General features: G+C 50.1%; 15 protein-coding genes. 1 reads left to right on the top strand and 14 read right to left on the bottom strand.

Annotated elements, in window-relative coordinates:
• Positions 1-46: 46 nt before the first annotated feature.
• From ffh to smc, 4 genes are all read right to left on the bottom strand, one after another.
• Positions 47-1,387 (bottom strand): signal recognition particle protein, encoded by a 1,341-nt coding sequence (ffh, locus tag LCM29_RS02395; protein WP_214783803.1) that lies wholly within the window; start codon positions 1,385-1,387, stop codon positions 47-49.
• An 11-nt stretch (positions 1,388-1,398) separates the two neighbouring features.
• Positions 1,399-1,722: a putative DNA-binding protein gene (locus LCM29_RS02390; RefSeq protein WP_074034780.1), complete on the bottom strand. Its 324-nt coding sequence runs from the start codon at positions 1,720-1,722 to the stop codon at positions 1,399-1,401.
• A gap of 96 nt (positions 1,723-1,818) precedes the next feature.
• A complete protein-coding gene (gene ftsY / locus LCM29_RS02385) occupies positions 1,819-2,844 on the bottom strand; it encodes a signal recognition particle-docking protein FtsY (RefSeq protein WP_074034782.1) in 1,026 nt (341 codons plus the stop codon).
• On the bottom strand, positions 2,841-6,398 hold the full coding sequence (smc, locus tag LCM29_RS02380) for a chromosome segregation protein SMC (RefSeq protein ID WP_224860655.1): 3,558 nt from the start codon (positions 6,396-6,398) through the stop codon (positions 2,841-2,843). The genes ftsY and smc overlap by 4 nt, the downstream gene beginning before the upstream one ends.
• Before the next feature lie 114 nt (positions 6,399-6,512).
• Here smc and LCM29_RS02375 point away from each other — a divergent pair, with 114 nt between their 5' ends.
• Positions 6,513-6,707 carry a DUF1128 family protein gene (locus LCM29_RS02375; protein ID WP_015881361.1) on the top strand — a complete coding sequence of 65 codons (195 nt, stop codon included), beginning with the start codon at positions 6,513-6,515 and terminating at the stop codon, positions 6,705-6,707.
• Between the two features lie 41 nt (positions 6,708-6,748).
• On the opposite strand, the gene rnc is transcribed toward LCM29_RS02375, so the two are convergent.
• From rnc to LCM29_RS02325, 10 genes are all read right to left on the bottom strand, one after another.
• Positions 6,749-7,465 carry a ribonuclease III gene (gene rnc / locus LCM29_RS02370; protein ID WP_214693956.1) on the bottom strand — a complete coding sequence of 239 codons (717 nt, stop codon included), beginning with the start codon at positions 7,463-7,465 and terminating at the stop codon, positions 6,749-6,751.
• 123 nt (positions 7,466-7,588) lie between these two features.
• On the bottom strand, positions 7,589-7,828 hold the full coding sequence (gene acpP / locus LCM29_RS02365) for an acyl carrier protein (RefSeq protein ID WP_074034794.1): 240 nt from the start codon (positions 7,826-7,828) through the stop codon (positions 7,589-7,591).
• Between the two features lie 58 nt (positions 7,829-7,886).
• Entirely contained in the window at positions 7,887-8,627 is a 741-nt protein-coding gene (gene fabG / locus LCM29_RS02360; RefSeq protein WP_214691798.1) for a 3-oxoacyl-[acyl-carrier-protein] reductase, read from the bottom strand.
• Entirely contained in the window at positions 8,620-9,540 is a 921-nt protein-coding gene (gene fabD, locus LCM29_RS02355; protein WP_214745501.1) for an ACP S-malonyltransferase, read from the bottom strand. The genes fabG and fabD overlap by 8 nt, the downstream gene beginning before the upstream one ends.
• 18 nt (positions 9,541-9,558) lie before the next feature.
• Positions 9,559-10,548: a phosphate acyltransferase PlsX gene (gene plsX / locus LCM29_RS02350; protein WP_214745504.1), complete on the bottom strand. Its 990-nt coding sequence runs from the start codon at positions 10,546-10,548 to the stop codon at positions 9,559-9,561.
• Positions 10,545-11,114 (bottom strand): transcription factor FapR, encoded by a 570-nt coding sequence (gene fapR, locus LCM29_RS02345; RefSeq protein ID WP_074034802.1) that lies wholly within the window; start codon positions 11,112-11,114, stop codon positions 10,545-10,547. Before fapR ends, plsX begins: the two co-directional genes overlap by 4 nt.
• Positions 11,115-11,199: 85 nt before the next feature.
• Positions 11,200-13,230 (bottom strand): ATP-dependent DNA helicase RecG, encoded by a 2,031-nt coding sequence (gene recG / locus LCM29_RS02340; protein ID WP_224860653.1) that lies wholly within the window; start codon positions 13,228-13,230, stop codon positions 11,200-11,202.
• Positions 13,217-14,104, bottom strand: a complete 888-nt coding sequence (sdaAA, locus tag LCM29_RS02335; protein WP_214760387.1) for an L-serine ammonia-lyase, iron-sulfur-dependent, subunit alpha — start codon at positions 14,102-14,104, stop codon at positions 13,217-13,219. The genes recG and sdaAA overlap by 14 nt, the downstream gene beginning before the upstream one ends.
• Positions 14,105-14,116: 12 nt before the next feature.
• Positions 14,117-14,779, bottom strand: coding sequence for an L-serine ammonia-lyase, iron-sulfur-dependent subunit beta (sdaAB, locus tag LCM29_RS02330; RefSeq protein WP_074034808.1), 663 nt, complete (start codon positions 14,777-14,779; stop codon positions 14,117-14,119).
• Between the two features lie 63 nt (positions 14,780-14,842).
• The gene (locus LCM29_RS02325; protein ID WP_224860651.1) at positions 14,843-16,522 is read right to left on the bottom strand and encodes a DAK2 domain-containing protein; all 1,680 of its coding nucleotides are present in this window, start codon (positions 16,520-16,522) and stop codon (positions 14,843-14,845) included.
• Positions 16,523-16,537 lie beyond the last annotated feature (15 nt).

Here is a 16,537-nt window from a genome sequence, read left to right as displayed (position 1 = left end):
ACTTTTATAGTATACAGCTTTTTTGTCCGACTGACAAAAGTTTTTGTTAGAAGAACGGAAGACCTAAGCCCTTTTTCTTCCCTTTCATTTGTCCTGACATTTGCTTCATCAGCTTCTTCATGTCATCGAACTGTTTAATGAGACGGTTCACTTCTTGAATCGAGCGACCGCTCCCTTTTGCAATCCGCTTCCGACGACTCGCGTTGAGCACTTCCGGGTTGGAACGCTCATGTTTCGTCATCGAGCGAATGATCGCTTCGACGTGATCGAGTTGTTTTTCGTCGATTTGGACGTTCTTCAACCCTTTCATCTTACCTGCACCAGGTAACATCGAAAGTAATTCATCAATCGGGCCCATGTTTTTCACTTGACCCAACTGTTCAATGAAATCATCGAACGTGAATGACGCGTCACGAATTTTGCTTTCTAGCTCTCTCGCTGCGTCTTGGTCCATCTGTGTCTCGGCTTTTTCAATGAGCGAGAGCACGTCCCCCATTCCAAGGATCCGTGACGCCATGCGTTCTGGATGGAATGGTTCGAGGGCATCCAACTTTTCGCCGAGACCGACGAATTTAATCGGCGCTCCCGTGACTGCCTTGATCGAAAGGGCTGCCCCGCCTCGTGTATCTCCGTCGAGCTTTGTGAGCACGACCCCGGTGATTCCGAGTTTCTCATTGAAACTGTCGGCCACATTGACCGCATCTTGACCTGTCATCGAGTCGACGACAAGGAAGATTTCATTTGGTTTGGCAATCGTCTTCACATTTTCGAGCTCACCCATGAGCGTCTCGTCGATATGAAGGCGACCCGCCGTATCGATCAACACGAAATCGTGATGATTTGTTTTTGCGTACTCGAGTGCTTTCGTCACAATCTCTTCCGGCTTCACTTGATCGCCAAGTGAGAAGACCGGTAAATCGAGTTGTTTTCCGAGTGTCTCGAGCTGCTTGATTGCCGCCGGACGATAAATATCCGCCGCGACGAGAAGTGGACTGCGGTTATGCTTTTTGCGAATCAAGTTCGCTAGCTTCCCGGTCGTTGTCGTCTTACCTGCCCCTTGCAGACCGACCATCATGACGACTGTCGGTGGTTTCTGACTGAATGAGATCGGGACGACATCGCTTCCCATCAAATTCGTCAACTCTTCGTGAACGATTTTGACGACTTGTTGACCTGGCGTCAATGATTTCATGACATCCTGACCAACTGCACGTTCTTTCACGTCATTGACGAATTGCTTGACCACTTTAAAGTTGACGTCGGCTTCTAGTAAGGCGAGGCGAACCTCACGCATCATCTCTTTGACATCAGCCTCAGAGATTTTCCCTTTACCGCGCATCTTTGAAAGCGTCGATTGCAACCGTTCTGATAATCCTTCAAATGCCATGCTCCAGCCCCCTACTCTAAATTCTCAAGCGCAGAAATCGTAGCCTGCACGTCATCCGTGAGCTCGACTTGACGTTTGAGGGTCTGAAGAAGTTGCTGACGCTGTTCGAATTTTTCGAATAGAGCGAGCTTTTCCTCGTACTGTTCAAGCATCGTTTCTGTACGCTTTATGTTATCGTAGACCGCTTGACGGCTGACTTCAAACTCTTCCGCTATCTCTCCGAGCGAGTAGTCATCTAGGTAATAAAGAGACATATAATTGCGCTGTTTCGGTGTGAGGAGCGCTTGATAGAAATCGATGAGATAGTTCATGCGATTCGTTTTTTCGAGCGTCAAACCTTTCACCTCCACATGTTAAGTGAAATCCCTTTACAACTACCAATAGTACAGCCGTGCCTAGTACTTGTCAAGTTTTTTTCTTAACAGTAAAACTTAGGCGAGGTCTTTGTTTGTGTCCTCATTTTCAGTTGAGTCCTCTTCTGATTTGTCCTCGAAAACGTCTCCGAACAACCCCAGGACGAACTGCTCTGGGTCAAACTCTTGCAAATCGTCCATCTTCTCCCCGAGACCGACATATTTGACCGGAATATCGAGTTCATTTCGAATCGCGAGAACAATCCCACCTTTTGCTGTACCGTCGAGTTTCGTCAAGACGATCCCGCTCACGTTCGTCGCTTCTTTGAACGCTTTTGCTTGAATCATAGCGTTTTGTCCAGTCGTTGCATCTAATGCGAGTAACACCTCATGTGGTCCGTTCGGGACTTCTCGTTCGATGACCCGCTTCACTTTTTCAAGTTCTTTCATTAAGTTCACTTTATTTTGAAGGCGTCCCGCCGTGTCACAGATGAGCACGTCCATGTTACGTGACTTCGCAGATTGAACTGCATCGTATACGACGGCAGCCGGGTCAGACCCTTCCGTTTGACGAATGACCGGTACTCCGACGCGTTCGCCCCATACTTGAAGTTGCTCGATCGCTCCTGCACGGAACGTGTCTCCTGCCGCGAGCATGACGTTACGACCTTCCGACTTCAATTGATGCGCCAGTTTCCCGATTGTCGTCGTCTTTCCGACCCCGTTCACACCGACAAACAAGATGACCGTGAGCCCGTCTTGCATGTTCAGTTCGCGGTCAGATTCGTCTTCCTGAAGGCGTTTCGCCACCACTTCAACGAGAGCATCCCGAACAGCGACCGGGTCCTTCAAGTTGCGCCGTTTGACTTCTTCTTTCAAGTCTTCGACAAGGTCCATCGTCGTCGTGACGCCGACATCCGCTTGGATGAGCAGATCTTCGAGTTCATCGAAGAAGTCCTCATCCACCTCGCGAAAACGGTAAACGAGGTCGTTGACGGCACTCGCAAATCCGTCACGCGTCTTCGTCAATCCGTCTGTAAACTTTTGTGACACCTCTTGGGTAGATGTCGTTAATTTTTCTTTTAATTTCTTGAAAAAACTCAACGTGATTCCTCCATCTCTTCATCCATTTCTACGACACGTTTTGCTTCAGACAGTTCGACCGATAACACTTCGGACACTCCGTTCTGTTGCATCGTGACGCCATAAAGCGTATCTGCCGCTTCCATTGTACCTTTTCGGTGCGTGATGATGACAAATTGCGTGTCGATTGAGAGCGTGCGAATATATTCCCCGAACCGATGTACGTTCGCCTCATCAAGCGCCGCTTCGACTTCATCGAGGACACAGAATGGTACCGGACGCGTTTTTAAAATCGCAAACAGTAAGGCGATTGCCGTGAGTGCACGTTCTCCTCCAGACAACAGACTGAGCGTCTGCAGCTTTTTGCCAGGCGGTTTGGCGACGATTTCAATCCCTGTATTCAACAAGTCGGACTCATCGACCAATTTCAAATCGGCTTCGCCCCCACCGAATAACTCGGTGAACGTCTGTTTGAAGTGTGCCCGCACGTTCGTATATGTCTCTTTGAAAAGACGTGTCACTTCACGGTCCATCTCGGCGATGATCTCATACAAATCTTCTTTCGCACTGACCAAGTCATCCCGCTGTTCAGACAAGAACGTAAAGCGTTCGTGAACGCTATCGAACTCCTCGATCGCATTCAAGTTAACCGGTCCGATCTCTTCAATTTGACGAACGAGTAATTTGAACTCTTCTTTCGCCTCATCAAGAGGAATCTCAAGCGCCGGTAAGAGTTCTGCAACGAGCCCGTGTTCCTCTAACGCATCGAGCTTCCACTGTCGTTTTAATTCAAACTCTTGTTTCGCCGTCTCTAGTTTTCGAACGACTGCTTCCGCCTGACGCCGTGCTTCCGTTGCCTGATCGACGCGCTGACGCATGATGCGGTACGCTTCCTCGTTTGACTTGAGCGTTACCGTCATCTCTTGAAGTCGCCCTTGAATGTTGCTGAATTCAAGTTTGGCCGTAGCGAGCGTCTCTTCTAACTCGGCAGATGAGACGACTTCCCCACTGTCGAGTCGCGTGAGCTCACGATTCATCTGATCAGTGCGTTCCTGTAGACGTTTCCGTTCAGTCGTCAAGCGCTCCACTTCATAACGAACCCGTTCTTCTTCGAGCGTATGGCGTTGTAGGTCGAGCTCGTTTTGACGAAGCAACGTTTCAAGTTGCCCCGTACTTTCGGCACTTTTTGCCTGTTCGGCACGAAGCGACTCTAGACGAACACGAATGTCTGCTTGCTCTTTATCCGTATCTGCCAACGTTTTCGTCAAACGTTCGAGTTCGGCTGTCGACGTCTCAATCGTTTTCTCGTAACGCAGCATCTCATGATCGAACAGTTCAAGTTGTGACTTGGCATCAAGCGAGGCGCGTTCGGCGGTACGGTAAGCTGCCTCGACCTCTCGAAGCAATCCTTCGACGGTACGTTTCTCGTCTCGGAGCGTTGATAATGCTTCAGTGATTGTCTTCAACGCTTCCGTGTATTCTTGAAGACGTTGTTTTTGCTCATGAAGCATCGCAAGCCCTTGCGTCAATCCTTGTTTCAAGTCGTCTAACTCACGCGATTGCGTGAACAAGGCCACCCCTTGCTTACGACTCCCACCGGTCATCGAACCACCGACGTTCACGATGTCTCCTTCGAGCGTGACGACGCGGAAACGGTATCCGGTCATTTGCGCAATCCGGTTCGCGACTTCTAATGTCTCGGCGACGAGCACCGAACCGAGAAGTGATTTTTTCAACGTTTCGAACGACTCGTCCGTCTCGACTAAATCAGATGCCACCCCAACAAATCCAGTCATCGATTCGAGGCGATGTAACACCTCAGTCGGTACAAATCTTGGTTTGATCGTCGTCATCGGTAAGAACGTCGCGCGACCTGCGTTCGCTTTGCGCAATCGATCGATTTCATGACGTCCGACTGTCTCGTCTTTGACGACGACATGTTGTTGCGTCTGTCCGAGAGCCGTCTCGATGGCGGCTTCATACGAAGGACGAACACGAATCAGTTCAGCGACGGCACCAAGCACACCTGATGAACGGTCTTTCAATACAAACTTAACCGCATGGAAATATCCTTCATACGATTGCTTCATCCGTTCGAGCATCTCAATCCGATCTTCCGTCTTTTGACGACGACGTTCGAGGTCATAGTAAGACGTTTCTGCCCGTGTCAACTTTTCGCGGATCGCCGTCTCTTGGTCGCGAAGTTCCGCTTCTTTTTTACTTAGTAATTCGAAACGACCTTGCACATCTTCATATCGTTCCCGTGTCGCTTCGAGTGTTGCTTCTTGTGAAGACCGATCATCAAGACGATGTTTGTTCTCACGAAGGAGACGTTCTTTCGACTCGATGGCGACATCGATATCCCGTTGCTCCCGCTTTTGTTGGTTACTGATTGTCGCTCGTGTTGTCGCGAGTTCGAACGCCTCACTTTGTAACGCTTCGATCTCGGCATTGAAATCACGCGAGGCGGCTGTCAACTGTTGTTGAAGCGTATCTCTCGCCTCGGTCGTTTGTCGCAACGTATCTACTTTTTTAGACAATTCATCACGAACGACCACCAGTCGAGTCTCTAGCTCTTCCATCTCGGCGCTCACTTCTTCACGTTGACGGACGAGACGCTCTTTCATCTCGGCTCCATGCTCTTCTTGTGCTTTCGCGAGCTTGATGTCACCGGTCAAACGTTCGACATACGTCGACTGTTCGCGCTCTTTTTGGTTCATCTCGGATAACTCGTCACGAAGGGTCGATAGCGTAGCCTCAAGTTGAGTACGTTCCTCCGTGAGGTGTTGTACCGAACGATCACAATCCGATAATTGCTTGATTGATTCTGTATGACGTACCGTCACTTGTTCAATTTCTTGTTGGAGCAACTGAATTTCGGCACCCATGATCCCCGTCTCGAGCTCGTCATGACGGGCCTTGGCCACTGTATATTCCCGAGCGAGCGCCGCCTGCTCACGAAGTGGTTCCACCCGATCGGCCAATTCAAACAAAATGTCGTCGACACGTGACAAGTTCAATTCAGTGTCTTGCAATTTACGCTCAGCCTGTTTTTTACGCTGGCGATACTTGAGGACACCCGCCGCCTCTTCGATGACGGCACGGCGGTCTTCCGGCTTACCGGAAATGACTTGTTCGACTCGACCTTGCCCGATGATCGCGAATGCATCACGGGAAAGACCTGTGTCTAAAAAGAGGTCAATGACGTCTTTTAGACGACATGGTTTTTTATTCATAAAATAGTCGCTGTCCCCACTTCGGGTCACGCGACGGGTCACACTCACTTCTTCATAAGGGAGACGTAACTGTTCGTCGCGATTATCGAGGACGAGCGTGACCTCTGCGACGTTTCGGTGATTCTCACCTTCACTTCCGGCAAAGATGACGTCTTCCATCTTGGCACCGCGAAGTGATTTGGCCGACTGTTCTCCAAGTACCCAGCGAACAGCGTCCGATATATTGGATTTTCCGCTTCCGTTCGGCCCTACTACAGCCGTGACGCCGGGACGGAAATCTAATTCAATTCGCTTGGCAAATGATTTAAAGCCAGCGAGTTCGATTCGTTTTAAGTGCATCGTGACCATCCTATCCGCAGTAAGCATTCATCTGTATATTTTACCACAGTTAACAGTTCGTCAAAATGACAGAATCATGCTATTCTTAAAAGAACTGTAGAAAGGGGAATACAGATGACGAATGAACAGATGATTGAAGCGATTTTAGACAAAATGAACATTATTAACCGCGGTGCAATCAAGGCGGAAGAATATAATGCGGCTGACCCATCAGCGGTGAAAGAGATTTACGAGTACGTAATGACACGTTCTTCCCTCTCTTTATCGGAAGTCGACGGGATTGTCGAAGAACTCGGTCAATTGACATGAAAAAGGAGTGGAACCATTGTGAATGGTCCACTCCTTTTTGTTTATAGATCAGCGTAACGTCGATTGAACGCGATGAGCGCTTCTTTAGCAGCCAACTGCTCGGCTTCTTTTTTTGAGCGCCCAACTCCCTCCCCGACGATGTCGTCGCTGAGACGTGCATGGGCAACGAATTCACGGCTGTGCGCCGGTCCTCGCTCCTCGATGATTTCATACGTGACCGGACCTAAGCCTTCCCGTTGCACACTTTCCTGCAACTGGCTCTTGAAATCGGTCTGTTCTTCAAATACACCCGCTAAGACTTTCGGAAAAACCGCTTCGGCGAGGAATCGTTCGACTGCCTCAATCCCTTGGTCTAAATAAAGAGCACCGATATAGGATTCGAAGACATCGGCAAGTAGTGCCGGACGTTTTCGTCCACCGGTCAACTCTTCACCTTTTCCAAGCAAGATGAAGTCAGAGAAAGCATAGGCCTCCGCAAAATTCACGAGTGACGGTTCGCAAACGATCGCCGCCCGTAATTTCGTTAATTCCCCCTCGGAGCGCTCCGGATAAGTCTCATATAGGAAGCGGGATACGGTCAACTCTAACACGGCATCCCCTAAAAATTCTAAGCGTTCATTGTCTTTTCGTAGTCCACGTTGTTCATTCACATAAGAAGAGTGTGTGAACGCCTGCATGAGCAAGTCGTGATTCGAAAACTGAACGTCTAAACGCTCTTCTAATGACTTGAATAATTCTAAGATGCGTGCCCGTTCCATTTCCTGACGCCGGCGACGCTGCGCCGACCCTTGACGGTCAAACCGTCGTTTGTCTTTTGTCATAGTTCCCTCCATGAATAAGCACAAGCCCACCGCTCGAAACCGAGCGGTGGGATGGCTTGATTACACTTTTGTTTCGATATACGCTACTACGTCGCCAACAGTCGCGAGCTTCTCAGCGTCTTCGTCTTCAATCGTGATGTCGAATTTGTCTTCGAGGTCCATCACCATTTCCATTACTTCAAGCGAGTCAGCGCCAAGGTCGTCCTTGAACGATTTCTCTGCAGTGATCTCAGAAATGTCTTTCCCGAGCTTCTCTGCTACTGCTTCTTGTACGTCTACTAAAATTTGTTCTTTTGTCATGATAAAATCCCTCCAAAGGTAAGTATATTAAATGTCTGTCTATTGGTAAAGTTCTCTTTTACGCCATCGTCATGCCGCCATCGACGGCAATCGTCTGACCCGTCACGTAAGCGGCTTGTTCAGATGCTAAGAATGAGACGAGGTTCGCCACATCTTCGACTTGTCCGAAACGATTGAACGGAATTTGCTCGAGTGTAGCGTTCCGCTGTTCATCTGTCAAGGCATCAGTCATATCGGTTTGAATGAAACCTGGGCAAACGGCATTGACCGTCACATGACGACTTGCGAGTTCGCGTGCCACTGATTTCGTCAACCCAATCAATCCTGCTTTTGCAGCCGCATAGTTGGCTTGTCCGGCATTCCCAGTGATCCCGACGACTGAGGCGATATTGATGATTCGCCCCGATTTTGATTTGAGCAACGATCGTGTGACCGCTTGCGATGTGAGGAACGCGCCTTTCAAGTTCGTCGATAAGACGTCATTGAAGTCCGCTTCTTTCATCCGCATGAGTAACCCGTCACGTGTGATGCCTGCATTGTTCACAAGACAATCGACGCGTCCGTACGTATCGACCGTCGTCTTGACGAGCGCTTTAACGTCGTCAGCGTTTGAGACGTCCGCCTTCACGGCCGTAGCATCGCCACCTGCTTCAATGATGGCCGCCACGACAGCGTTTGCTTTTTCTTCACTACCCGAGTAATTCACGACGACTCGGAAGCCGTCTTCCCCTAAACGTTTCGCGATGGCCGCACCGATTCCACGGGACGCGCCAGTCACGATCGCTACTTGATCATGCACGAACTTCTCCTCCTAACGAGGCGACTTCTTCCAACGTGGTCGCCTTTTGAATCGATACATTCGAATCGATTCGTTTAATCAACCCCGAAAGTGGTGACGATGGACCGAATTCGATGAACGTGTCCACCCCGTCTGCAATCGCTTTTCGAACACATTCTTCAAAACGAACAGACGAATACAGTTGTTTCGTCAACAACGCTTTCAGATGTTCGGGATCACGATGCACAGCCGCATCCACGTTCGAGATGAAATCGACAGACGCTTCTTGGAACGGTGATGAGGCGAGGACATCTTGGAAACGTGTCGCCACCGGCATCATATATGAACTGTGGAACGCACCGGAGACGTTTAACGGCAATACCCGTTTCGCGCCGGCTGCCTTCAGTTCTACACTCGCCTGTTCGACCGCATCGATTTGCCCGGAAATGACAAACTGACCAGGGCAATTCAAGTTAGCGATTTGAACCAAGTCCCCACTCGCACTAATTTTTTCAGTGATATGAAGCGCTTCTTGTAAATCGGTCATTCCGACGACTGCCGCCATCGTCCCGTCTTTTACAGAAGACATCAAATTACCACGTTCTCGAACGAGCACGGTCGCCTCTTCTAAATCGATGACCCCCGCTGAGACGAGCGCCGCATACTCTCCTACGCTATGTCCGATGACGACATCCGGTGTCGCACCGTTTGCCGCATAGGCTTGTGCAAGCAACGAGGCATGTGCCACGATTGCTGGTTGTGCGACTTCTGTTTCTTGTAGGTCTTCTTTCGACCCGGCAGACATGACTTCAAGAAGGTCAAATCCGAGTCGACGCCCGATTGCCTGAAGGGCTTCAGGTTGGTCTAAAAAGGTCTGTCCCATTCCAACGGCTTGAGAGCCTTGTCCCGGGAACACCCATGCTACTTTCCCCATGTCCTCACCTGCTTTCGCTTAGTCTATCGCTTTGGCACGCTTGATTTTATCGACGACGTCGTGGTCTACCATGATTTTCGCCTGTTTCAACGCACTCGCAATCGCAAGTGCGTCGCTCGATCCGTGTGCCTTGATGACAGGCGCATTGATCCCGAATAATCCGGCTCCCCCATGTTCACGATAATCAAGCGTTTCTTTCAATCGTCTTAATTTCGGCTTTAAGATGAGAGCGGCAAGTTTTGATACAAGGTTGCTCGTGAATTGTTCTTTCATCATCTTCATGAGCATCGCTGAGGACCCTTCTACACCTTTTAACAAGATGTTTCCGGCAAATCCTTCCGTCACGATGACGTCCACGTCTCCCGACATCGCTTCACGCGCTTCGACATTCCCAACAAAGTGGACAGGGGCCTGTTCAAGGAGGGGGAACGCTTCTTTCGTGAGCGCATTTCCTTTTCCGGCTTCCGTCCCGATATTGAGAAGGGCGACACGCGGTGAATTGATGCCACGGACATGTTCTGCATACAGTGAACCCATGATTGCATAATCCACAAGATGTTCGGCTTTCGCATCCGGATTCGCTCCGACATCCAGCACGACGACACCACTACCTGTATATGTAGGGAACGTCGGAGATAGTGCCGGACGCTCGATTCCTGGGATTCGTCCGATGACGAAGAGAGAAGCTGCCATCAAGGCACCGGTGTTCCCGGCAGACACGAGAGCATCCGCTTTCCCCTCTTTAACAAGGTTTGCCGCTACGACGAGCGAGCTGTCCTTTTTGCGGCGGACCGCACGAACAGGCTCATCCTCACCTGTAATGATTTCACTTGCTGGAACGACCGTCACACGAGGATCGTCAAGTCCGTAAGAGGCAATTTTTACCTCATCACCGACTAGAAAGAGTTCCATCGGTTCATTCGGATATTGTTCGACGAACCGTTTCACACCTTCTACGATTGCTTTCGGTGCGTGATCGCCACCCATTGCATCAATTGCTAATTTCATGCTTGTTCCTCCTCACCACGTCGGTAAATCGTGAAGTCGCCTTCAAAAACGCGCTCCTCACCGACATAACTTTCGACCGTGACGTCTGTTCTCCCGTCCCCTCTTAGCTTCATCACACGAGCCTTGGCAACGACTCGCTCTCCAAGATGAACCTGGCGACTAAACCGGATTTCCGCTTTAGTGGTCAACGCCAATTCATCATTGATGAGCGCCACCGCTAACGAGTTGGCTTGCGCGAACAGGACGTGCCCACGTGCAATCTCATTGCGGCTAAAGACGTGTTCTTTTTCTATATCGAGGACAGAAATCGCAGAGTCATCGAGTTTCAAGTCAATCATATCACCGATGACCTCGCTCATTGAAAGCGATTTGACTTCATCGAGGTGCTCGGAAGCCACATGTTTGATTCGTTCCCTCACTTCTGGAATTTTTAATTCCATCCGGTCGAGTCGAATCGTCTGGATGCTGACGGAAAACTGTTTTGATAGTTCTTCGTCTTTGATGAACGGGTTGCGCTCAATCGTTTCTTGTAACAAGCGTTGCCGCTCTTTCTTAGGTACCCGCATTCAGTTCCCTCCTAAACTAATCGCTAAAGAACTTAATACCTGGTACTAATAGCAGTATATATTCTTTAGTCGTCATTTTCAAGTATTATTCTAACCTTTCCCCAACGAGAAGGTCGAGTTGTTTCAAATAGCCACGTAATCCTTCGTATTGGGCGTCATGCCAAAAGGCGTCGCTCCCGAGAAGTTTCACGGCATCTTGCATGGCCACTTCCATCACTTTTAAATCGAGAACGGGATCTGCGACCCGGAAGCTCGGAAGACCGCTTTGGGCGGTACCAAAGAAATCACCGGCACCACGTAACTCTAAATCTTTCTCTGCCAATGCGAATCCATCGTTCGTCTCTGTCATCGTTTTCAGTCGTACTTTCCCGACATCTGACTTCGGGTCCCCGACGAGGATACAGAACGATTGATGGGCACCACGACCGACGCGGCCACGTAGCTGGTGCAATTGCGCGAGACCGAAACGCTCGGCGTCATGGATGATGATGAGTGAAGCGTTCGGAACGTTCACCCCGACTTCGACAACCGTCGTCGATACGAGAATTTGCGTCGCATTGTCAGCAAATGACTTCATCACGTCGTCTTTTTCTGCGCTCGACAACTTTCCGTGCATCAGCCCCACAGAATAGTTCGGAAACCGTTCTTTCAACAATTCATACAAAGCCGTCGCACTTTCGACCTCAAGCGTATCCGACTCCTCGATGAGTGGTGCGATCACATATGCTTGACGACCGAGAGACAGTTCACGGTCGACCATCGAATGGACACGGTCGATTTGGTCTTGCTTCGCCCAGTACGTTTCAATCGGTTTTCGGCCTTTCGGCATCTCATCGATTGTCGAGACGTCCATCTCTCCGAACGCGCTGATGGCAAGTGTCCTCGGAATCGGGGTCGCGGTCATATATAAGACGTCCGCAAATTCCGCTTTATCGCGAAGTTTCTTTCGTTGTTCGACACCGAATCGATGTTGTTCATCTGTGATCGCCAAATGTAAGTTCGAAAACTCGACGGGTCCTTGAATGAGTGCATGTGTCCCCACGATGATGTTGACGTCTCCTGATTGAATTGCCGTTAGAAGCGCTTCTCGCGCCTTTCCTTTCACCGAGCTCGTCAAGAGGGCGATGGTGATGCCGAACGGTTCGAACAATTCCTGTAAAGACGTCGCATGTTGTTCTGCTAAAATCTCAGTCGGCACCATCAACGCCCCTTGATACCCCGCCATGACGGTCGCATACAAGGCAATCGCGGCAACGACGGTCTTCCCGCTCCCGACATCCCCTTGTAGTAATCGATTCATCCGTTCTGGCTTCTCCAAATCGGATACGATTTCACGGATGACCCGTGTCTGGGCTCCCGTCAACGGGAATGCGAGTCGTTTGACGAACTCGTTCAGTTGATGCTTATCGAGTTGAAGGGCCCGACCGTTTCCTGACCGCTCCATTTTCCGAAACGCCTGTAATTTCAATTGATACATGAGGCATTCTTCATAAACATAACTCCGTCTCGCCTGCTTATACGTTTCCACGGTATCCGGAAAGTGCATGCCGCGTAGCATATCCATCCGGTCCTCAAGTCGATACCTGGCCCGTATGGACGGCGGCACCCGCTCCGGAAGCTCGCTCACTTGTTCGAATGCTAACTTGACGATCCGACTAAAGTTCTTTTGCGTCAGTCCCGCTCGTAATGAATAGATTGGTTGAAGTCCGCCTGAAGGAGCACCGAACTCGAGGTCGGTCGCGCTGATCGTCATCCGATTCATGTCCCATTTCCCTTTGACCGTGACGGTCTCGCCGATTGCTAACTTCTCTTTATAAAACGCACGGTTGAACATCGTCACTTGGACCGCATAACGTTCTTCTAACAACAATCTGAACTGAAGTCGATTCTTACCTTTACTATAGTAGCGAACGAGTGGTTCTGCCTGGACTGTCCCACTCCACTTGACGAGGTCACCATGAACGGCAGTCGTTACGGTCCCACTATTATAATTCTCATAACGAAACGGGACGTGCTCTAGCACGTCCTCGATTCGAACAAGTCCCATCACTTCTAGTTTTTTGGCCATCTCCGGCCCGACACCTTTCAGAGTCGTCAGTCGTTCATTGTTTTGCATCTTCTTTCGCTCCAAATATATTTCGTTCGAGGCGACGAGCCGTCGGCGTATTCGCCAGTCCGCCTTTCGCCGTCTCTTTCAATGCGGTCGGCATCATTTGACCGACTTCATGCATCGCTGAAATGACTTCGTCACAAGGAATGCGGGATGTGATTCCCGCGAGGGCCATGTCCGCCGCAACAATGGCATTGGCACCACCCATGGCGTTTCGTTTTACACATGGGACTTCAACGAGTCCTGCCACCGGGTCACAGACGAGACCGAGCATGTTCTTAAGGGCGATCGCAAATGCCGTCGCCGACTGGTCCGGTGTCCCGCCGGCTGCTTCGACGATGGCGGCTGCAGCCATTCCGGTCGCTGAACCGACCTCTGCCTGACAACCACCTGCCGCTCCCGAGATCGAGGCGTTGTTCGCCACCACGAAACCGAAAGCGCCTGACGTGAACAAGTAGCGAATCATCGCATCGCGGTCCATCTCGAGACGATCTTTCACAGCGAATAACGTTCCAGGTACGACGCCTGCACTCCCCGCAGTCGGTGTCGCACAAATCCGTCCCATCGCCGCATTTACTTCGTTCGTCCCGATGGCTTTTGACACGGCATCTAAAATGAGGTCTCCAGCCAGTGATTTGCCTGATTGGATATACTCTTGCATGAGTACGGCATCGTTCCCCGTCAATCCCGTCACCGATGTGACACCTTGAAGGGCGCGTTCAACCGCTTCTTCCATGACCTCGAGGTTTCGGTCCATCATCCCGACGATGTCCTCCCGGCTCGAGCGTCTGACGTGCATCTCTTGTTCGATCATGACTTCAGAAATCGGGATGCCTCGTTCTGTGGCAATCGTCACTAACTCTTCTACTGATTTAAACATCTCACATTCTCCTTATTCCCCAAAAATAGCTATCCGTTCGATTTGCGGTAACCGTTCCAGTTCTGCTATCACTTCAGCAGGAATCGTTTCATCAATCTCAATCGCCATCAAAGCTTGCATTCCTTTTTCGTGACGACTCACTTCCATATGCCCGATGTTCAATTGATGGTTTGCCAAAACGCCAGTCACTGCAGCGATGGCGCCGAATCGGTCATGATGCAAGACGACGAGCGCAGGTCCCCCACCTGTCAATTTCAACGGGAACCCATTCAGTTCCGTAATCTCAATCGTTCCCCCACCGATTGAAATCCCGACGATTTCAAATGTCCCGAACTCATCTTCGAGCAAGACACGCGCTGTATTCGGATGATCCGTCAACAAGTCGCTCGTCTCAAAGATGACCTCGATTCCTTTTTCGCGGGCGATGTCTAACGCCTGTGGAATCCGCAAGTCAAACGTATCAAATCCCATGATTCCACCGACAATCGCGACATCCGTACCGTGACCCCGATACGTGTCCGCAAATGATCCATAAAACGTGATGCGCGCGGTGCGGGGCGTTCGCCCGAATAATTTCCCTGCCATCAGTCCGATGCGTGCGGCACCGGCCGTATGCGAACTCGATGGTCCGACCATGACAGGGCCAATAATGTCAAACACACTACGATATTTCACTTCATTTTCCCCCTTTCAAAAATCCCTACCTTCATTATACAGAAGGTAGGGACTTGAAACAGCTTATTCCACACTAAAAATATAAGAGTAAAGCGGTTGTTTTCCGTCGTGTACTTCAATCTCAATCTCATCATTTACAGATTCGATATATGACGTCAACGCTTCCACGTCTGATTCAGATGAGCCTTCACCTGTTAAGATCGTGATGATTTCATCATCTGCTTCGACGAGTGCATCGACCAACTTTTTAGCCGCTTCGAGGCTTGACGTCGATGAAGAAACAATTTTCTTCTCTGCGATTGCCATATGCTCGTCTTTCTTGATTTCCACACCATCGATGCTCGTATCACGAACAGCGTAAGTGACTTGACCAGACTTCACAGTCGCGGCAGCCGCTTTCATCGCTTGTTCGTTCATCTCGACATCTGCCTCTGGGTTGAAGGCGATTGCCGCCGCAAGACCTTGTGGGACCGTCTTCGTCGGGATGACAGAGACGCCGCATGGTGCGACAGACGCCGCTTGCTCAGCAGCCATGATGATGTTTGAGTTATTCGGGAAGATAAAGACATGTTCCGCATGTGCAGATTCAATCGCCTTGACGATATCTTCTGTCGATGGGTTCATCGTCTGACCGCCTTCGATGACATGTGCCGCCCCAAGCGAACGGAACAATTCACTGACGCCTTCACCCATTGCCACCGTTACGATTGCAAATGGTGTTTTTGGCTTCTCTGCCTGTTGAACACCGTGCTGATTTGCGCCGTGTTCTTCTTCGAGGATCGTCGAGTGTTGTTGGCGCATGTTCTCGATTTTGACTGCAACGAGTTCACCGAAACGCTGACCTTTCGTGATGACCTCACCTGGAGTCTCGACGTGAACGTGAACTTTTAAGAGTTCTTCGTCCGCGACGACAAGGAGAGAATCCCCTAGTTCTGACAATTCGTTACGGAATGTGTCTTCATTGAACGGCGTATCCTTTAACTTATCGTCTTGGAAACGAACCATGATCTCCGTACAGTAGCCGAATTCGATGTCTTCTGTTGACATGAACCCTTGTGCCGCATGAGCATGATGTTCTGCCTCGATCAACGCATCCATGACAGGTGCATGTGGTTTCTCGAGTTCTTTTCCTTCAAGGCTTGCAAGGAATCCTTCGTAGATGACGAGAAGACCTTGACCGCCTGAATCGACGACGCCGACTTCTTTTAATACCGGCAACAAGTCCGGTGTACGGTCTAACGATGCTTTCGCTTCTACGATGACACGTTTCATAAATTCAGTGAAATCACTTGTCGACTCTGACGCAAGGAGCGCTTCGTCGGCCGCTTCACGAGCAACCGTCAAAATCGTTCCTTCAACCGGTTTCATAACCGCCTTGTATGCCGTATCGACACCGCGCTTGAGCGCCTCTGCAAAATCAACCGTTGTCAGTTCCGCTTTGCCTTCAACCGCTTTACCGAATCCACGGAACAACTGACTTAAAATAACGCCTGAGTTTCCACGTGCTCCCATAAGTAGTCCACGAGCAAACTTCGATGACACCTCTGCGATATCTGATGAGTTCATCGCTGCTACTTCTTTCGCACCCGACGTCATCGTCAAGTTCATGTTCGTTCCCGTATCTCCGTCTGGAACCGGGAAGACGTTAAGCGAATCCACATAATCTGCGTTTTGGCTCAAGTTGGCCGCTCCGTTCGCGATCATGTTTGAGAGCGCCAATCCATCTAAACGTTTTAAACCCACACCAAATCCTCCTCC

Source organism: Exiguobacterium aestuarii, from assembly GCF_020171655.1.
GTDB classification, from domain to species: domain Bacteria; phylum Bacillota; class Bacilli; order Exiguobacteriales; family Exiguobacteriaceae; genus Exiguobacterium; species Exiguobacterium aestuarii_A.
Note: the sequence above shows the minus strand (reverse complement) of the source record. Positions and strands in the feature narration are given on the sequence as shown.